21 protein-coding genes and 1 pseudogene are annotated in these 17980 nt (G+C 71.5%); 12 read left to right on the top strand and 10 right to left on the bottom strand.

Annotation, left to right across the window (positions count from 1 at the left end; all coding sequences use genetic code 11):
- Positions 1-40 precede the first annotated feature (40 nt).
- Positions 41-664 carry a hypothetical protein gene (locus tag BLV39_RS34540; protein ID WP_204082696.1) on the top strand — a complete coding sequence of 208 codons (624 nt, stop codon included), beginning with the start codon at positions 41-43 and terminating at the stop codon, positions 662-664.
- Positions 665-805: 141 nt separating this feature from the next.
- On the opposite strand, the gene BLV39_RS34535 is transcribed toward BLV39_RS34540, so the two are convergent.
- Positions 806-1528 carry an MBL fold metallo-hydrolase gene (locus tag BLV39_RS34535; RefSeq protein WP_090801572.1) on the bottom strand — a complete coding sequence of 241 codons (723 nt, stop codon included), beginning with the start codon at positions 1526-1528 and terminating at the stop codon, positions 806-808.
- Between the two features lie 105 nt (positions 1529-1633).
- Between BLV39_RS34535 and BLV39_RS34530 the strand changes: the two genes are divergently transcribed.
- Complete coding sequence (locus BLV39_RS34530; protein ID WP_090801570.1) at positions 1634-2203, top strand: TetR/AcrR family transcriptional regulator; 570 nt, start codon at positions 1634-1636, stop codon at positions 2201-2203.
- Here the strand turns inward: BLV39_RS34530 and BLV39_RS34525 are convergent.
- Entirely contained in the window at positions 2200-2535 is a 336-nt protein-coding gene (locus BLV39_RS34525; protein ID WP_090801567.1) for a cupin domain-containing protein, read from the bottom strand. The genes BLV39_RS34530 and BLV39_RS34525 overlap by 4 nt on opposite strands.
- Positions 2536-2599: 64 nt before the next feature.
- Here BLV39_RS34525 and BLV39_RS34520 point away from each other — a divergent pair, with 64 nt between their 5' ends.
- The 6 genes from BLV39_RS34520 (at position 2600) to BLV39_RS34500 (ending at position 6584) form a co-directional block, all read left to right on the top strand.
- Positions 2600-3178, top strand: a complete 579-nt coding sequence (locus BLV39_RS34520; protein ID WP_090801564.1) for a sugar O-acetyltransferase — start codon at positions 2600-2602, stop codon at positions 3176-3178.
- Complete coding sequence (locus BLV39_RS34515; RefSeq protein WP_090801561.1) at positions 3175-3729, top strand: TetR/AcrR family transcriptional regulator; 555 nt, start codon at positions 3175-3177, stop codon at positions 3727-3729. Before BLV39_RS34520 ends, BLV39_RS34515 begins: the two co-directional genes overlap by 4 nt.
- A 26-nt stretch (positions 3730-3755) precedes the next feature.
- Complete coding sequence (locus tag BLV39_RS34510) at positions 3756-4952, top strand: MFS transporter (protein WP_090802826.1); 1197 nt, start codon at positions 3756-3758, stop codon at positions 4950-4952.
- 18 nt (positions 4953-4970) lie between these two features.
- Complete coding sequence (locus tag BLV39_RS34505) at positions 4971-6017, top strand: alpha/beta hydrolase (RefSeq protein WP_090801558.1); 1047 nt, start codon at positions 4971-4973, stop codon at positions 6015-6017.
- A 135-nt stretch (positions 6018-6152) separates the two neighbouring features.
- Positions 6153-6362 (top strand): hypothetical protein, encoded by a 210-nt coding sequence (locus BLV39_RS42640; RefSeq protein WP_143050017.1) that lies wholly within the window; start codon positions 6153-6155, stop codon positions 6360-6362.
- A gap of 39 nt (positions 6363-6401) precedes the next feature.
- On the top strand, positions 6402-6584 hold the full coding sequence (locus BLV39_RS34500) for a hypothetical protein (RefSeq protein WP_090801555.1): 183 nt from the start codon (positions 6402-6404) through the stop codon (positions 6582-6584).
- Here BLV39_RS34500 and BLV39_RS34495 read toward each other — a convergent pair.
- The 4 genes from BLV39_RS34495 to BLV39_RS34480 are packed head-to-tail and all read right to left on the bottom strand — an operon-like array spanning position 6571 to position 10703.
- Positions 6571-7671 (bottom strand): threonine aldolase family protein, encoded by a 1101-nt coding sequence (locus BLV39_RS34495; RefSeq protein WP_239083533.1) that lies wholly within the window; start codon positions 7669-7671, stop codon positions 6571-6573. The genes BLV39_RS34500 and BLV39_RS34495 overlap by 14 nt on opposite strands.
- Positions 7672-7712: 41 nt before the next feature.
- Positions 7713-8300, bottom strand: coding sequence for an FHA domain-containing protein (locus BLV39_RS34490; protein ID WP_090801552.1), 588 nt, complete (start codon positions 8298-8300; stop codon positions 7713-7715).
- A complete protein-coding gene (locus BLV39_RS34485) occupies positions 8297-9790 on the bottom strand; it encodes a serine/threonine-protein kinase (protein ID WP_090801549.1) in 1494 nt (497 codons plus the stop codon). Before BLV39_RS34485 ends, BLV39_RS34490 begins: the two co-directional genes overlap by 4 nt.
- Before the next feature lie 19 nt (positions 9791-9809).
- Positions 9810-10703, bottom strand: coding sequence for a hypothetical protein (locus tag BLV39_RS34480; protein WP_090801546.1), 894 nt, complete (start codon positions 10701-10703; stop codon positions 9810-9812).
- 111 nt (positions 10704-10814) lie between these two features.
- On the opposite strand from BLV39_RS34480, the gene BLV39_RS44500 reads away from it, so the two are divergent.
- Positions 10815-13379, top strand: coding sequence for a DUF4062 domain-containing protein (locus BLV39_RS44500; protein WP_239083534.1), 2565 nt, complete (start codon positions 10815-10817; stop codon positions 13377-13379).
- Between the two features lie 134 nt (positions 13380-13513).
- Here BLV39_RS44500 and BLV39_RS44495 read toward each other — a convergent pair.
- The 3 genes and pseudogenes from BLV39_RS44495 to BLV39_RS34460 form a co-directional block, all read right to left on the bottom strand.
- Positions 13514-13756, bottom strand: a pseudogene (locus BLV39_RS44495) (ATP-binding cassette domain-containing protein); the annotation flags it as partial.
- Positions 13757-13824: 68 nt separating this feature from the next.
- A complete protein-coding gene (locus BLV39_RS34465) occupies positions 13825-14697 on the bottom strand; it encodes a M56 family metallopeptidase (protein ID WP_090801539.1) in 873 nt (290 codons plus the stop codon).
- On the bottom strand, positions 14694-15071 hold the full coding sequence (locus BLV39_RS34460; RefSeq protein WP_090801537.1) for a BlaI/MecI/CopY family transcriptional regulator: 378 nt from the start codon (positions 15069-15071) through the stop codon (positions 14694-14696). Before BLV39_RS34460 ends, BLV39_RS34465 begins: the two co-directional genes overlap by 4 nt.
- Before the next feature lie 105 nt (positions 15072-15176).
- Between BLV39_RS34460 and BLV39_RS34455 the strand changes: the two genes are divergently transcribed.
- Genes BLV39_RS34455 through BLV39_RS34445 form a run of 3 tightly spaced genes read left to right on the top strand, consistent with a single transcriptional unit; the run spans position 15177 to position 17070 of the window.
- A complete protein-coding gene (locus BLV39_RS34455) occupies positions 15177-15908 on the top strand; it encodes a class I SAM-dependent methyltransferase (RefSeq protein WP_090801534.1) in 732 nt (243 codons plus the stop codon).
- Between the two features lie 32 nt (positions 15909-15940).
- Positions 15941-16462 carry a phosphatase PAP2 family protein gene (locus tag BLV39_RS34450; RefSeq protein ID WP_090801531.1) on the top strand — a complete coding sequence of 174 codons (522 nt, stop codon included), beginning with the start codon at positions 15941-15943 and terminating at the stop codon, positions 16460-16462.
- Positions 16459-17070: a DedA family protein gene (locus BLV39_RS34445; RefSeq protein WP_090801528.1), complete on the top strand. Its 612-nt coding sequence runs from the start codon at positions 16459-16461 to the stop codon at positions 17068-17070. The genes BLV39_RS34450 and BLV39_RS34445 overlap by 4 nt, the downstream gene beginning before the upstream one ends.
- Before the next feature lie 6 nt (positions 17071-17076).
- Here the strand turns inward: BLV39_RS34445 and BLV39_RS34440 are convergent, their stop codons facing one another.
- The gene (locus BLV39_RS34440) at positions 17077-17967 is read right to left on the bottom strand and encodes a M15 family metallopeptidase (protein ID WP_090801525.1); all 891 of its coding nucleotides are present in this window, start codon (positions 17965-17967) and stop codon (positions 17077-17079) included.
- Positions 17968-17980 lie beyond the last annotated feature (13 nt).

Raw genomic sequence — 17980 nt, 5'->3', positions numbered from 1 at the left:
AGAGGGCAATCGCCGGAGCGATTTGCCGGATACTGCCTGAGTGTCCCTGTTTCCCGCCTCGCTGTTCGCGCCCGTGGTGCTTGGGTTCTTCGGGCTCGGCACCGGCTACCTGATCTGGGGTCCGCAGGAGCTGTTCCGCTACCCACGGCGCAGCCGGGAGGACGATCGGGCCACTGGCGTCTGGGGCATCCTGATGCCCGGGTTCTGCCAGTTCCTGGTCGGCATCCTGCTGTTCATCGGGTTGACCTGGTTCCCGGTCTTCACCACGAACCCGGGCCAGTACATGGCGGCGCTGGCGTTCAGCGCGTACGGGATCCACTGGTTCGCGCTGGGCTGGAACCGGGCGCGGGGCAACGACCCTAGGCCCAACGGCTATATGGCGATCCCGTTCATCATCGTCTCGGTGCTGGGCGTGGTGGTGTTCTTCGACGCGGGCGCCTGGCCCCTTGGTGTGCTCTTCGGCGGACTGACCGCGGTGTACATCTGCGAGTTCTTCGCGAGCTTCAAGATCGGCGTTCGGGTGGACGCGGACGGGCGCGAGTCGGCGAACCTGGGCGAGCGGGCGCTGGGCGCCGTACACATCCTGGTCGGCCTGTGGCTCATGTACCTGACCTTCGCCACGACACTGAACGTCGCCTCCGGCTTCGACCTCCCGGCCGCCTGACCCAGAGCGCCGCCCTGCGGATCGTCGCCCGAGTGGCGGCGCGCGAGGTTGGCATCATCGCCCGGGAGCCCACATGCTCTTCCATGTACGCATATGGGAGAACACGTCGGCTCCTTCGAGCATGATCCACGAGACAGGGCACTAACCGCGTGCCGCGGCGGCTGCCTTGACCTGGCGCATCGCTTCCCTGACGCCGCCGTTCCAGGGCGTGCCGTGGCCCGGGAGCACCCAGGTCGCGTCGAGGCCCTCCAGGTGGCTCAGCGACGCGGCGGCCTCCTGCGGGTCGTCGGTGAACGGGGCCGGCTGCGGTCCGTTCTGGCCGGTGAGCACGTGGCGGGTGGTGAGCCCGTCCCCGACGAAGACCGCGTCGGCGACCGGCGAGTAGACCGCGATGCTGCCCGGCGAGTGACCCGGCAGCCCGATGATCCGCGGCGCGCCGGGCAGGTCGAGCACCTGACCGTCCTGGACCTCGACCACCTCGGTCAGGTAGGTGGTGCGGAGGCCGCCGTGCGTGCTCGCGTACCAGAGGAACTTCGACAGCGCGCCGATCTTGAAGCTGCCCCAGCTCGCCTTGGACTTGAACTCGCCACGGGCGCGGGCGGCGTCGGCTCCGTGCACGTAGACCGGGACGCCGCGCTCACGGCGGAGCCGCTCGGCGAAGCCGATGTGGTCGGTGTCACCGTGGGTGAGGATGACGCCGCGGACGTCGGCGAGTGACCGACCCATGGTCGCGAGCTCGGCGGTCAGCTCGTTCCACTGCCCGGCGAGCCCGGCGTCGATGACCGTCACGCCCTCGTCGGTGTCGATCAGGTAGACCGCCACGATGTCGTTGCCAATGCGGTGCAGGTGAGAACCGAGCTTCACGGTCCACCCCTTCCAGATGATCGGGTACGTCGTTTACGATAGCTACGATACATAGCCATCATGGCTACGAGCAATAGCTATCACGAAAGATCTTGGAGATCGCCGATGCCGACGCCTGAACGGACGTCCCTTGATCAGATCGTCGCGGCCGCCCGCGAGATCCTGGAGTCGGAGGGACTCGCCCGGCTGACCATGCAGGCGGTCGCCGACCGGGTCGGCGTGCGCGCACCGTCGCTCTACAAGCGGGTGCGCAGCCGCGACGACCTGATCGGCCTGGTCACCGAGGCCACGATCCTCGACCTCGGGGCGCGGCTCCAGGCCCTGGACGGCAACGCCGACGCCCGGGCCGACCTGGCTTCACTGGCCCGGGCGTTCCGGGCGTTCGCGCACGAACGCCCGGCCGGCTACCGGTTGATCTTCGGCTGGGGGCCGGACGCGGGCCAGCCGCGGCAGGACGCGTTCGCCAGCGCCGTCGCTCCCCTGCTCCGGATCGCCGAGAAACTGGCCGGGCCGGAACACGCCCTGTCGGCCGCGCGCACGATCACCGCCTGGGCGAACGGCTTCGTCAGCATGGAACTGGCCGGCGCCTTCAAGCTCGGGGGCTCGGTCGACGACGCCTTCGAGTACGGCATCGCCCACCTCGCGGCCGCCTTCAACCGGTCAGAGCTCGTCTAGACCCACTGCGTCGTCATGGCGTCGCTCGTGTGGATGCAGGTCATTCGCAGCGGGCCGGTGGACGACGCCTTGAAGCCGTGGACCTCCCCGGCGGGCACCACGACGACCGAGCCCGCCTCGGCCTCGATCGTCTCCTCGCCGGCCAGGAACGTTCCCGAACCCTCGTGCAGGACGAACACCTCCGCGTACGGGTGGGTGTGCGGCTCCGGGCCGTGGCCCGTGGGGCTTGCCTGGATGAAGAACGAGACCGGCACTCCGCCGTGGTCGCGCCCGAGGAACGTCCGAGAGGTCGCGTTGCCTGGCAGGTCGTGGTTCTGGATGTGGGTGGCCATTGACGCACGTTAGCCCACCCGACCGCTATGTACATCCGTACACATCATATGTACGCTCGTACGCATGGCGCTCGAGAACGACGGCCGGTCCATGCGGGAGCGGATGCTCGCCGGTGACCTCTACATCGCCGACGACCCAGAACTGGCCGAGCACAACCTGCGGGCGATGGACCTGATGGACGCGTACAACGCGACCTCGGCCCGGGATCCTGGAGCGCGCGGGCGGTTGCTCGCCGAGCTACTGGGTGCGGTCGGCGCCGACACGGTGGTCCGGCCGCCGCTGCGGGTGGACTACGGCAGCCACATCCGGATCGGTGCGCGGTCGTTCGCCAACTTCGGCCTCGTCGCGTTGGACGTCGCGCCGATCACCATCGGCGACGACGTGCAGATCGGCACGAACGTGCAGTTGCTGACGCCGACGCACCCGGTGGACCCGGAGCTGCGCCGGGCCAAGTGGGAGGCCGCCCAGCCGATCACGATCGGCGACAACGTGTGGCTCGGCAGCGGCGCCATCGTGCTGGCCGGAGTCACGATCGGCGCGAACACCGTGGTCGGCGCCGGCACCGTGGTCACCCGCGACCTGCCGGCCAACGTGGTCGCGGTGGGCAACCCCGCCCGCGTGATCCGGACGATCCCGACGTGAACGGCACCGCACGAAGGCCGCGGCGGCACGATCCCGGGCGGCGCGACCGCTTGGTGGACGCCGCGATCGCCGTCATCGCCGAGCGCGGCGTCGCCGGCACGACGCACCGCGAGATCGCCCGTGCCGCGGACGTGCCGCTGGGCTCGATGACCTATCACTTCGCGTCGCTGGACGAGGTGCTCGCCGAGGCGTTCACCCGGCACGCGTCGTCGGTGGCCGACGTCTTCGACGAGCGGCTCGGCGCCGCACCGGATCGGGACGCGGCGGTCGAGGCCGTCATCTCGCTGGTCGCCGACGACCTGCTCGGCTCCGCGCACGACCTGGTGCTCACCGTCGAGCTATACGTGGCGGCCGCGCGCAACCCCGCTCTCAAGGCCGTGACCCAGGCCTGGATGGGGCGCAGCCGCCGGGCGCTGGAACGCCACTTCGACGCCACCACCGCCCGCGAGCTCGACGCCCTCATCGAGGGGCTCGTGCTGCACAGCGCCCTGTCCACCGACCCGATGACGCCCGAGCAGATCCGGCACGCCATCCACCGCCTCCTGCGCTGAGCCCGCCGCACCCCGATCGGATGTCGATGTCCGCTGTCACCGCCCGCCCCACCCTGCCCGGCGCACCCACCCGGCAGGACCGCCACGCCCGCGCCGCCGTGGCCGCGCTGTTCCTCACCAACGGCGCCGTGTTCTTCAACGTCGTGCCGCGCTACCCCGAGCTCAAGGCCGACCTGGGCCTGAGCAACACGGTCCTCGGCACCGCGCTGGCGGCGTACCCGATCGGTGCCCTGCTCGCCGGGCTGCTCGCCGGTGCCGCCATCCGCCGGTTCCGGTCCTCGCGGGTGGCCGCCTACGGCATCGTGATCACCACCATCGTGACGCTCGCCGTCGCCGTGGCGCCGAACTGGCTCACCCTCGCCGCCGTGCTCTTCGTCGTCGGCGCCCTCGACGCGATCGTCGACGTCGCGCAGAACGCGCACGGCCTGCGTGTGCAACGCCGTTACAAACGATCCATCGTGAACTCGCTTCACGGGCTGTGGAGCATCGGCGCGGTGCTGGGCGGCCTGATGGGTGCGGCGGCCGCCGGTTTGCACCTGCCGCTGGCCGCGCACCTGAGCATCTCGGCGGCGTTGTTCAGCGCCGTCGCCCTGGTCGCCTACCGGTTCCTGCTGCCGGGTCCCGACGAGCACCGCGACCCGACCCCTGTCCACGGTGGACGGTCCTACACCGGCGTCGCGGTCAAGATGCTGGCCGTGCTCGGCGTGCTCGCCGCGTGCGGCGCACTCGTCGAGGACGCCGGGGCGTCCTGGGGCGCGATCTACCTGAGCGGCGACCTGCACACCAGCGCCGCCGTCGCCGGCCTGGCCGTCGTCTCCCTCCAGGTCGCCATGACGGTCGGCCGGCTCGCCGGTGACCGTCTCGTCGACCGCTTCGGGCAGCGCACCGTCGTCCGCACCGGCGGGGCGCTGGCCGCACTCGGCATGGGCGCGGCGCTGGCGATGCCGTCGGTCGGCACCACACTGGCCGGCTTCGCCCTCGCCGGGCTCGGCGTCGCGACCCTGATCCCGGCGGCCATGCACACGGCCGACGAACTGCCAGGGCTCCCACCGGGTACGGGCCTGACCATCGTGAGCTGGCTCCTGCGCGGCGGCTCCCTGCTCTCGCCACCACTGGTCGGTCTCGTCGCCGACCAGGCCAGCCTGCGCGTAGGCCTGCTCACGGTGGTGGTCGCGGGCCTGGTCACGTTCGTCCTCGCCCGAGTCCTGGTGAACCGGGCCTAGCTGCTACTAGTAGAAGGCATGAGCCAGCCCAGTTCTTCAGTCACGTTCGGTGAGCTTGCGGGGACACTCCATCAGGAGACGATCGAGTCGGAGCTGTTGCGGGGCAACCCGCTCGGTGACCCGCACGTTCGGCCGCTGTGGGTTTACACCCCTCCCGGGTACGAGGAGTCGACCGAGCGGTATCCCAGCATCTATGTGATCCAGGGTTACACCGGTCAGGTGGCCATGTGGGGCAACCGGACCCCGTTCCGGCAGCCGTTCGTCGAGACCGCGGACCAGGTCTTCGCCGGTGGGCAGGCACCCGGCTGCATCCTGGTCTACGTCGACGCGTGGACCGCGTACGGCGGCTCCCAGTTCGTCGACTCGGTCGGCACCGGGAACTACCACTCGTACCTCTGTGACGAGGTCGTGCCCTGGGTGGACGCCCACTACCGCACCATCGCGGACCGCGAGTCGCGCGCGATCAGTGGCAAGTCGTCCGGTGGCTTCGGTGCGATGATCACGCCGATGCTGCGTCCGGACCTGTTCGGGGCGCTGGCCACGCACGCCGGGGACGCGCTCTACGAGTACTGCTATCTCAACGAGTTCGCCAAGGCCGTGCGGGCGCTGCGGGCCTACGACCACGACATCCTCAAGTGGTGGAAGGACTTCCAGGGCCGGGTCTCCTTCACCAAGGAGGAGGACATGGTGCTGATCCTGACCCTGGGCTGTGCGGCGGCGTTCTCCCCCGACCCGGACGGCACACCTCGGCTGCCGGTCGACCCGCGCTCCGGCGAGATCATCCCGGAGCTGTGGCAGCGCTGGCTGGACTGGGACCCGATCCGCATGGTCGACAAGTACGCCGACGAGCTTCGCTCGCTGCGCGCGGTCTGGATCGACGCCGGCACCCGCGACGAGTGGTTCCTCGACCTGGGTGCCGAGGCGTTCAAGGACGGCCTGGAGCGGGTCGGCGTCCCGTCGGAAAAGATCGCCTTCGAGCTGTTCCCGGCGGCGCACGGCGGCATCGACTACCGCTATCCGCAGGCGGTCGCCTGGCTCGCCGAACGCCTGCGCCGCGAGAGCTGACGGACGATCCCCCGGCCGGCGCACCCCCGCGCTGGCCGGGGTCAACCTGCGCCGAACAGGCGTACGATGAGCCTAAGCCTTGCTCCGCGCTCCCGGGGGCCGCAGCTTCTGCCCCTCCAGCCCTAGGAGCGTCCCGTGGCATACCTCAGCGACACCAACTTACGAGCCGTGCTGATTGTTCTCCTGGGTCGCATCGGCGGTACCGTTGAAGTGACCAACGGTGAGATCTACGACGCGATGCTGCCTGATACGGGCGGCGGCGAGCGTTTCATCGTCACGGAAATCCACGGTGGGGTCCGCGTTTCCATAGCACCCTCGCGACAGGAACAGTCCGGGTCCAACTGACTCAGGATCCGCGCACGACTCCGCACCGAGGAGCAGACCATGCAGATCCACAAGCGCGACATCATCGACGCACTGCGCGCCCGGGGTCAGGACGACCGGGCCGACTGGGTGGACCGGACGCTTCCGGACATCGTCGACTCGCGCCGCAACGACGGCCTGCTCAAACTGCTCAACCTCGACCTGAGTACGTTGCCCGCCGTCGAACAGCCTACGAAGGGCTGACCCGGGCGAGGAAGCGGCCGCCGACCTCGATGATGTCGTCGGCGGTCCAGTCGAGCCCGGGTGCGGCGACCGTGATCTCGGTCATCGCCAGCCCCGGCACGTCCGCGTCCTGCCAGCCGGCGGCGAACCAGATCTTCTCCTCCTCGGCCAGGGTCACCGCGGCCTCGTTGAGCGCTTCGGCCGTGCCGGGCAGCCAGAGGCGGAACCGCTGGGTGTGTGGTGGCTCCGGATAGACCCGCGCGCCGGGCAACGCGGCCAGGGCGGCGGCGACGGTCCGCGCGTGCGCCACGTAGCCGGGGATGAGCGGCAGCTCGCGCCGCAGACCGGCGAGGGCGGTCAGCACGGCCGGCCACTGCTGGAAAGCCATGCCGCCGTAACGGTGTCGCCAGACGCGGGCGTACGTGGCGAGGTCAGCACTGCCCGCCAGCGCCGCGCCGCTGATCGCGCCGATCGTCTTGTAGAACGAGACGTACGTGCTGTCGGCCAGGCCGGCGATCTCGTGCAGCGGGTGCTCGAGGTGAACGGTCGACTCCCAGAGGCGGGCGCCGTCGAGGTGCAGCCGCGCACCGGCGGCCCCGGTCGCGGCGGCCACGGCGACGAGCTCGTCCCACGACGGCAGCACGAAGCCGGCGTCGCGCATCGGCAGCTCGAGCAGGACGGTGCCGACCGGCTCGGCCAGCGCGGCGATCTCGTCGGCGGTGGGGTTGCGCGGCTCGGTCGTGGGCCAGACGGCGCGCAGGCCGGTGAGCTGGTTGTACGCGTGCCGCTCGTGCTTCTCCAGGTGACCGAGCGGGTGCAGCGCGACAGCATCGCGACCACTGTGGTCGGCGCCGTAGCGCAGCGCGACCTGCTGGGCCATCGTGCCGGTCGGGAAGAACACGGCGGCCTCGGTGCCCAGGAGCTCGGCCACCCGTTCCTCGAGCGTGGCCATCGGCCCGCCGCCGTAGAAGTCGGGCTCGTCGTCCAGCAGGCCGGTTTCGTCCAGGACCGCCAGGTGTTCCCGCATCGTCGGGGGCCGGATGCCGGAAAGAATGCGGTCACAGCCCCGGAGCGCGGCCGTCCGCCGCTGCCGTGTGTTGTCCTCCACCGGCTGATCGTCGCAGAGCCCCGAAATCCCGTGGGCACCGGTCAAGAGAGATCGGCGCGGGTGATGGCGTTGCGGGCCATCGCCTCGTTCGCCAGGCGTACGCGCCGCTTCTCCCCGTCAACGACGATGCCGAACTTGTCGTAGAGGCGCAGCAGGTGCTGCTTCACCGCCGCCTCGGTGACGACCAGCGCGGCGGCGATCTCCCGGCTGGAGGCGGGTTCGGTGAACATCGCGCCGGCCAGCAACGGTCGACAGAGCTGCACGAGGACGTCCCGTTCGCGGTTGGTCAGCTCCGGCGCCGGTGCACCCGCCTCGGTGGCCTGCGCTTTTGGCACGCGGCCGGAGCGCAGCACGAACCGGGAACCGCCGGCGCGGATCTCGTCACCGTCGGCGAGTACGCGCTCGTGCCAGACGCGCTGGCCGTTGACGAAGGTGCCGTTGCGGGAGCCGAGGTCGCGCACTGACCAGCCGGCCGGGTACCGCTCGAACACCGCGTGCAGCCTGGAGAGGCGGCGGTCAGTGGGCACGGCCAGGTCGTTGGAATCGGCGCTGCCGAGGGTGATCCGGTCACCGTCGAGCGGGACCATCGAGGCGCCGGCGGTGCCCCACACCTCCAGCCAGGCGCTCATCGGCTGGTCAACCGCACGGCGAACTTGCCACCGACGCCGTCGCCTCCGACGCGAAGCTCGTAGTCGCCCGGGGTCAGCGCGTAGGGGCCGCGCTGCCCGCAGAGGGTGCCGGAGCTGACGATGCCGCGCTCTGAGTTGAAGAGACCCCAGGGAACGAGGTCGGAGCAGCTTTCGCCCGTGACGTACACGTCGACGGCGGTGTCGACGTGGAGGCGGTAAGCGCGCCGCTCGCCCACCCCGAGTGCGACCAAACCCTGCGCCGGGAGCCGTGCGCCGAGCTCGATCTCCGTGGGCTCGGCAACCGGGTCGGAGCCCGTGGGCGCGGAGCCGGTGGGCGAGGACCCCGTGGGCGCGGAGCCTGCGGGCGGCGAGCCGGTGGGCGCGTTCGACGCCGAGACCGACGGACCGCTGGACCGGCCGCGATTCTTGTCGCCGTTGTCGTCCCGCACCGACAGGGCCACGGTGACGGCGACGGCGGCGACCAGCCCCGCCGCGACCAACCCCACCAGCAGACGCCGACGGGACGGCCCCCGCTCGACCAGAGGGCGATCGAGCAGCGGCCCGGCCACGCCGCTGTCATCGACCCGCGTCGGCGGTGTCCACTGTGTCGAGAGGATCCGTGAGCTCGCGTCGATCGGGTCGCCGGCGTCGCCGATGAGCGCGAGCAGGAGCGCCCGAGCGGTCGGCCGCCGCGCCGGTTCCTTGTCGAGGGCCTGGGCGACGAGGTCGCGCAGCGGCCGCTCCAGCGCGCCGAACGCGGGCGGATCCGACACGACGCGGTGCATCAGCTCCAACGGAGCACCGGAACCGAACGGCGGCCGACCGTTCGCCGCGAAGGCGACCACCGCGCCCCAACTGAAGACGTCGGTGGCGGTGGTGACCACACCACGGAACTGCTCGGGCGCCATGTAGGCCGGCGTGCCGACGACGTGTCCGGACTCGGTCAGGCTTTCCTCCGCGTCCGGCGCGCGGGCGATGCCGAAGTCGATGACCTTCGGGCCGACCCGCGACAGCAGGACGTTGCTCGGCTTCAGATCCCGGTGGACGACGCTCGCGGCGTGGATGCCATTGAGCGCGGCAGCGATCCCGATCGCCAGACTGTCCAGTGTGGACCCACGCATGGCGCCGTCCTGCCGCACGGCCGCCGTGAGCGTCGGCCCCTCGATGTAGTCGGTGACGAGGTAGGCGAGGTCGCCGTCCACACCGGCGTCGAGAACCTGGGCGGTGCAGAAGCGCGCCACGCGACGGGCGGCCGAGGCCTCGGCGGCGAAGCGGGCCCGAAAGCGGGCGTCCCGGGCGTACTCCGCCCTGATCAGCTTGACGCACACCAGGCGGCCGTCGTCGAGCCGGCCGAGGAACGCGACACCCATGCCGCCCTCGCCGAGGCGCCCGAGCAGCCGGACCCCGCCCACCCGGCGCGGGTCGCCCGGCTGCAGGACCGGCGCCGGCGCGCCGGTCCGCTGCGTCGCGCCACCGGCGTCCAGCGTCATCGACGCATTCTAACGATCGTCAATCCACGGGTACGCGCAGCGCGCCCTTCTCGTACCGGTCCCAACTGAGCGAATACGTGCCGTTCGCCGGGGCGGGGACCAGGAAGCAGGCGAGTCCACCGTCGGCCGTGGCGTACGGGGGCGGGTAGATCTGGGCCCGGCTGCAGTTGTTGTCGGTGCCGACCGAGGTGCCATCGGGCAGCTTGAGCTGCAGGTCTCGGTCGAACACCCAGGCGAAGCCGGCGGCGGTGTTGTTCGTGGCCGAGAAGGCCAGCCGCAGGAACTCCTGGCCGGTCGGGGCCTGCTGGTGCAGAAGCGGCTCGTCGGACCGCACCTCCACCCCGGACACGCTCATGAACACGCTGCCGGCTTTCGTCCGCTGGACCTTCCCCGTGACCGGCACCGGCACGGGCTCCAGCGCGACCAACCCGTCAGGGCCGCTGAACGGCACGGTCGCCTGCCGGTTCGTCGGCTGACCGACGATGAGCACCGCCTCGGGGAGGACGAAGTGCTCGTCGACCGCGAAGGCGTACGTGCCGGGCTGGCTGCGTTGCGCCGGGACCTCGGGCAGGTCCAGCAACGGGTTGTCCAGCTCGGCATAGGTGCGGTCGCCGACGGTCAGCAACGCCTCCTCGGTCGGCGAGCCCTCGTTCTCAGGGCTGAGGTTCTGGAAGACGCCCTCGATCGTCACCGACTTGCCCCCGCCCGAGGACGACGCGACGACCCGCGCGGTGTTCAACGTGACCTTGAAACCCGCGTACCAGTAGGACTTGTTGATCTGGATCTCGGTGACCGCCGCCGGCGCGGGAGCGTCGGGCTCCGTCTCCCGCTCGCTCTGCGACGACCGTGGAACGCAGCCCGCCAGGGCCAACGCGGTCGCTGTGGCGGCGACCAGTATCCGCGAACTCCTCATGCGCCCAATATGGCGTCCGGTCGATGTCCGAAGACATGGTCCCGAGGTGACGGTTACCGGACTGTACGGAAAGGCCGCTCTTACCTTCCGGTAAGGCACGAGACTGGGTCGGTGGGGCAGTCCGACTCAGTGATCCGCACCCCGGATCAGCGTGTACGGGTCTTCGTCAGCTCGACGCTGAGCGAACTGGCCGCCGAGCGCGTGGTCGTGGGCCGGGCGATCGAGGCGCTGCGGCTCATCCCGGTCATGTTCGAGCAGGGCGCGCGCCCGCATCCGCCCAGAGCGGTCTACCAGGCCTATCTGGCGCAGAGTGACATCTTCGTCGGCCTCTACTGGGAGCAGTACGGATGGATGGGGCCCGAGATGGACGTCTCGGGGCTGGAGGACGAGTTCGAGCTCGCCAGGGACATGCCGCGGCTCGTCTACGTCAAGGTCCCCGCGCCGGACCGCGACCCCCGGCTCGCCGAGCTGATCACCCGCATCGGCGACGAGGCGCTGGTCACCTTCCGCCAATTCCGTACCTCTGACGAGCTCAACCGGTTGGTCAGCATCGACCTCGCGGTCCTGCTGAGCGAGCGGTTCGCCGCTGCCAAGACCACCCCGGGCGCCCGCGGCGGCGCGCAGCCGTTGCCGGTGGGGCGGACGTCGCTGGTGGGGCGCGAACTGGCCATCGACGAGGTGGCCGGCCTGCTCGAAGGGCCGGACGTGCGGCTGCTGACGTTGACCGGTCCGGGCGGGGTAGGCAAGACCCGGCTGGCGGTCGCGGCCGCCGAACGGCTCCGCGACCATTTCAGCGCGGGCGTCGTGTTCGTGCCGCTGGCCGACGTGACCGAGCCGGACCAGGTGGTGGCCGGCATCGCGCGGCAGGTCGGCGCGGACCTCGCGGGCGCGGCGTCACCGACGACCGCCCTGGCGGGCCAGCTCGGCGACGAACGCTGGTTGCTGGTCCTCGACAACCTGGAGCAGGTGGTCGGCGCGGCCGCCGACCTCGGCGACCTGCTCACCCGGTGCCCCGGCCTGACGATCGTCGCGACCAGCCGGACCGTGCTGGAGCTGCGGGCCGAACGCGAGTACGCGGTGCCGCCGCTGGAGCTGCCCGCCGACCCCGCCGCCATGCCGATCGAGGAGCTGGCCGAATCGCCGGCCGTGCGGCTGTTCGTCGACCGGGCGCGGGCGGTGCGCTACGACTTCGCCCTCACCCCGCACAACGCGGTGGCGGTGGCCGAGATCTGCCGCCGGCTGGAGGGCCTGCCGCTGGCGATCGAGCTCGCCGCCGCGCGTACCCGGCTGCTCAGTCCCGCTGCCCTGCTGGAACGCCTGCAAACCTCGCTGGACGCGCTGGGAACGGGCGCGATGGACCTGCCCGAGCGGCAGCGCACCCTGCGGGCCGCCGTCGAGTGGAGTGTGGACCTGCTCGACGCCGCCGAGCGTTCGCTGCTGGAGAGCACTGCCGTCTTCGTGGACGGCTGGACCATCGCGGCCTCGGCCGAGGTGGCCGGCATCAGCGAGGACGAGGCGCTCGACCTGACCGACGCGCTGGTCCGGCACAGCCTGGTGCAGCTCGACCACGCCGACGTCGGCACGCGCTGCCGGATGCTCCAGACCGTGCGCATGTTCGTCGCCGAGCGGCTGATGGCCCGCCCCGACGCCGCCGACATCCAGCGCCGGCACGCGCAGACGTACGCGGCGTTAGCCATGAGCGCCGACCGCCCGCTGCGCGGTGTCGGGCAACGGGACTGGGTCGAGCGGCTCCAGGCCGACGCCGGCAACCTGGCCGCCGCGGTGCGCTGGCACCTGGCCCACGACCAACGTCCACTCCCCCACCTCTACCGGGTCCTGTGGCCGTTCTGGTCGCAGCGCGACCACCTGGCCGACGCCCGCGCCTGGGTGGACCAGCTCCTGCCGACCGCCGAGTCGCTGGATCCCCAGGCGCGGGCGGAGCTGCTGTGGACCGCCACGGTGACGGCCCGGGAGGTGGGCGACGACCAGGCGGCCCTGGCCCACCGCGCCCAGCTCGCGCCGCTGCTGCCGCAGATCGAGGACCCGTACCTGCATGCCGCGACCCTGCTGTCGATGGCATGGACGTCGACGATGATGGGCGACATCGAGGGCGCGCTGCGGGAGGCGTTGGCCGCGCTGGCGGAGTTCCAACCCCAGGACGAGCCATTGGGTACGGCGTCGTCGGCGCTCACCGCGGGTTCGCTGGAGACGAGCACCGGCCGTCAGGACGAGGCGCTGGGCCACCTGCGCGACGCGTACGACTGGGCGATGCGGCTCGACAACGCCTGGCTGGCGGCGACGGCCCAGGTTCTGCTGGCCGGCCTCGCCCTGGTGCGCGGTGAGAAGCAGAACGCGCGCATGCTGCTGGACGACGGGCTCGAGCTGAGCCTTGCGGCCTACAGCACGCAGCTCGTGACGTTGTGCCTGGCGACGTTCGCGCAGTTGGTGTTCGCGGAAGGCAATCCCGAGCGGGCGGCGTTGCTGGCCGGCGCGGCCGACGGGTTGCGGCGGCGGGCCGGGCTGCGGGTGTATCCGTCGCTGCGCCAGCGGGAGGCCGTGCTGACGGGGCTGCTGCGGGAGGCGCTGGGTGGGGCGGCCTTCGACGCGGTCTTCGCGAAGGGCGGCCGACTCACCCGCCCGGAAGCGGTGGCCAGCGCGCACGAACCGCCCGGCTGAGTCCCAGCGGTCTCCTCCAGACCTGATGTGACACGGCGGCGCCACGCACGCGCACGCGGATGGCGGCTCGTTCCTCCGGCAGCAGGTCGGTGGGCCAGCGGGCCGTGAGGTGGATCGGGCCGCACTCGGCGGGCCCTCCTGCCGGACCGCCAGGGCAGCCCGAAGGTGATGTTGCCCGTGACGGTGAGGTGCGGGAAGAGGTTGCCGTCCCGGGTGACATAGCCGATCCGGCGGCGCTCCGGTGGAACGCCGACCACCGGTCGGTCACCGAGGACGACGGCACCGGTGTCGGGCCGTTCGAAGCCGGCGATGATCCGCAGCAGAGTGGTCTTCCCGGATCCGGACCGGCCCAGCAGCGCGGTCAGCTCACCCGGCACGCGGTGGCCGGCCAGGTGAGCGTCACCCTGGCCGTGGCCGGCCCGGATTCGTCCGGTGGCGCTGGGAGTCACACGACGTTGAGCCACGCGACGGCAACGGCGGCGAACTCCACCGCCGCGGTCGCCGTGACGGCCGCGATGACGACGAGGATCGCGGCCGGACCGGCCAACCGGGTCCAACGGCCGCTCGGCTCGGGACTCCGCAGCGCGCGCACACGCCCGACCACGCTCGACCCACCGAGCGCGAGCACCGGCCTGGTCGCCAGAGCGGCCTTGGCAACGCACCGCGCGACGAGGCCGCGATCGCCGACCCTCCGCACGGCCTCTTCGTCGGCCCAGCGCTCGCAGTGATGGGCCACCGCCTCTCGCAACGGCACCAGCAGCGGGTTGACCGCGGCGGCACCGGCGGCGAGCGCGATCAGGCGGTGGTGGCCGTGCCGCAGGTGGGCGTGCTCGTGGGCCAGCACCACCTCGCGTTCCCGCCCGTCGAGGCCGCGGAGCAGCCCGGTCGTGATCAGCACGTGCCCTGGCCGGCCGGGCACGGCGACGGCGTGTGGCGCCTCCCAGTCGGCGACGACCAGGCCGGCCGGGCCTGGCGCGCCGGCTTTCCGGAGCCGGCGGTAGGTGTCGCGTCGGGTTCGCACATCTCGGAAGAGCCGTAGGGCACCCCAGGCGACCAGGGCGGCGGCGACCAGCGCGATCGGTCCGGGCACCGGCTTCGGCAGGCCGGGCACGCGGTCGAAGGCCGCCAACGGCGGAAGGTCATCGAGCAGGGTCAGCGCCAGCAGACCGAGGCAGAAGGTGTACGCGGCTGCCGCCCCGGCGGCGGCCAACGTCAGCCCTCGGGCCACCGCCGCGGGTGACGTATGCCGGGCTGCGGCTTTCGACACCGCGACGAGCAGCAGCGACAGCACGGCGGGCAGGTAAACGGCGAAGGTCACGGCGACTCCGGCTCGGCGAGCAACGCGCGCAGCACCTCGGCGTCGGCGTCGTCGAGGCCGGCGGCGAACTGCTGGAGCACGGCGGCGCGGTCCGGCCGGCCCACGAGGGTCGACCGCATCGTGCGCGCCGCCTCGGCGGCCTCGGTGTGCCGGAGCCAGTAGACGTGGCCGCGCCCCTCCGGCCGGCGCTGCACGGCGTCCTTCTCGAGGAGCCTGATCAGGATCGTCTGGACCGTGTTGTACGCCAGATCGTGCGGCAGTGCCCGCTGGACGTCGGAGGCACTCATCGGCTCGGACGCGGCGGCGAGCGTGGCCAGCACCTCCGCTTCGAGCGAGCCATGGGGTCGCCGGCCCGCGCCTGCGGTCACCGCCATCGATCCACCTCTGTCGTCACGGTGTGCCCAACGGTTGGTGGGCCTGTCCGTAACGAACCTAGCACCTACACGTTGTAGGAGGAAGCTGTCGAAAGGGTGCTAACCATGCGCGACTACGCGAACGTGTTCCACGACGCCGCCGCGGCGGCCCGCTACGACAAGGAGGTGTTCGCGGCGGGAGGCTGGGCGGCCGGCGTCGACCGACGCCAGCGATCGCGCCTACGGAGGTGGGTTCGCGAGGCGTTCGGGGACGCGCGACCGACCCAGCACGACTTCGCCTGTGGCTCGGGTCGGTCGCTGGCGATGTTCGAAGGCCTGACGGCGTCCGCGCACGGCTACGACACCTCGGTGACGATGCTTTCCCGCGCCAGGGCACGCCTGCCCGCCGCGGAGTTCCATCTGGTCGAGGACGGCGTCCCCGCTACGCCGGCGGCGACGGGCACACCGGCGCTCGTGACCCTGTTCCGGTTCCTCCTCAACGCACCGCCCGAGGGTCGCGCCGCGGCACTCGATTTCGCGGTGCGGGCGCTGCCCCACCGCGCGAGCGGCTTCGTGCTGGTCGAGAACCACGGGCCGAGCGGGTCGCTGCGCGCGCTGGGCCGACGCCGGCACCGCGGCGAGCGGTGGTTCGCCGAGCTGTCGCATCGGGACGTCGGAAACCTCCTCGAACGACACGGCTTCACCGTCATCGACCGATTCGGCTTCGGAGTGGCGCCCGCGGGCGCGTACCGCCATGGCTGGTCCCGGCCGTTGGCTCGTGCGCTGGACACGGCGACGCGGCTCGTGCCGCACGCGGCGGTGTCGACGGACGTCGTCTACGTCGCGCGGCGGAGTTGACAGCACCTACAACTTGTAGGAGCTTTGCTGGTGTGAACTACACGCTCTTCCAGGCGATCAACTCGATGGCCGGCCGCGTCGACGCCGTTGACGACCCCATCGAGTTTGCCGCGATCTGGCTGATCGTGCTCCTGTTCGCGGCCGGCGCCGCCCGGGCGTGGTTGGCGCTGCGCCGGCGCGAATACCAGCAGGTGGGTCAGGTCGGTGCCGTGCTGGTCGTCGCCTTTCTTCTGGGCGCCGTCCTGTCCGGCTTCGGCCTCGAGCAACGTCCGTTCCAGTCGCACCAGGTGCACCAACTGATCGCGCACGCCCCCGGCACGTCCTTGCCGAGTGACCACGCGACCGCGGCGTTCGCGCTGGCGCTGGCCATCGGCTGGTTCCTGGACCGGACCTGGGGCGCGGTGCTGCTCGTCGGTGCGGCGCTGGTCGGACTCGCTCGCATCTGGGTCGGCGTGCACTATCCGGCCGATGTGCTGGCCAGCTTCCTGGTGGCCGTGGCCGCCGTCGGAGTCGTCGCTGCCGGCACCCGACTTGGGCGGAGGGTCCCGCGATGAACGTGCTGAACCCCGAGTGGCTGATCTCGACACTGGGCGTCGCCGGCGTCCTCGGCGCGGTGTTCGCCGAGTCCGGCCTGTTGATCGGCTTCTTCCTGCCCGGCGACTCGCTGCTGTTCACCGTCGGTTTGCTGATCGCCGACGGCCGCTACCTGCACCTGTCGCTCTGGCTGGCCTGTGTCCTGATCGCCGTCGCCGCGATCGCGGGCGACCAGGTCGGCTACCTGTTCGGCAGGCGTGCCGGACCCCGGATCTTCCGCCGCCCGGACTCTCGCCTGTTCAAGCGCGAGAATCTCGACCGGGCTGAAGCCTTCTTCCAGCGACACGGCGGCCGGTCGATCGTGCTGGCGCGGTTCATCCCGGTGGTCCGCACCTTCACGCCGATCGTGGCCGGCGCGAGCCGGATGCCGTACCGGACCTTCGTCCTGTTCAACGTGCTCGGCGGGGTCCTGTGGGGCTGCGGCGTGACCGTGGTCGGCTATTTCCTCGGCCAGGTCGCGTTCGTCCACAACCACATCGAGCTCATCCTCGTCGGCATCGTCGCGCTGTCGCTCGCGCCGGTCGCCGTCTCGCTCGCCCGGTCCCGCCGCCGTTCACGCGTCGGTTGACCGGGTTCAGCCGCCGTTCGCGGAGAAGTGCATGTAGTCCTTGAGCGAGCGGTAGTCGCCGCCCCACTGCCAGCCGACCGAGGCGAACGCCTTCACCGCCGCGTTGCTGTGGGCCACCATGCCGGGCCGGGACTTGGCCCGGTCTAGGTACGAGGTGGCCAGCTCCGGCAGCACGACCTTGCCCTTCTGGTACGGGTTCTGGAACGGGTTGACGTCCACGGCGAGCCCGTACGAGTGCTGCGACCACGCGCTCTGACCCCGTACCGGCCGGCAGGCGAACGCCTCCGTGGTGTTGCCGTCACCGGTCGACGGCGCGTTCAGGTCGGCGGCGCTGGAGATGTGCATGCGCTCGATCGGGAAGTTCGCGGCGAAGAGCTGGCGGAACACCTTGATCAGGTCGTTGGCCGCCTTGGCGTTGACCAGCAGTTCGCCGGTGTGGGCGCGGCCGTCGAAGCCCCGGAAGCCGACCGTCAGGTAGCGCAGGTCGGTCGCGGCCACCGGGCAGCCCTTGGTCCAGGTGGACCTGGCCAGGACGTCGGCCGGGACGGCGCGGTTCGTCGCGTGGAAGCGGCCGTCCGCCGGCGGTGGCAGGTCGTCGACCGTGATGATCGAACGGTTGCGGAGCTCGGGCGGTGTGGGCTTTGCCACGCCCGTGGTGAGGACGCGCGTTCCCAGCCAGCGTGGTGCGGGAGTGGCGTTCCCGACCCGGATGACCGTGGGGCTCGGCGAGGGGGTGTGCGCGGCCGGCGACTTCGACGGAGACGGGGCCAACGACGGCGTCACGGCCGCCTGGCGGTCCGTCGGCGCGGCCTTGACGCTGGAACAGGCGCCCAAGGCCAGGCTGATGCAGCCGACCAGGAACAGCAGGAGCGCCGCCCTGGCGCCAGCTTTCGGCATCTCCGTCCGCCTC

Origin of the sequence: Asanoa ishikariensis, from assembly GCF_900107455.1 — a bacterium.
Taxonomy (GTDB): domain Bacteria; phylum Actinomycetota; class Actinomycetes; order Mycobacteriales; family Micromonosporaceae; genus Asanoa; species Asanoa ishikariensis.
This window is presented reverse-complemented; position numbering and strand designations above follow the sequence as displayed.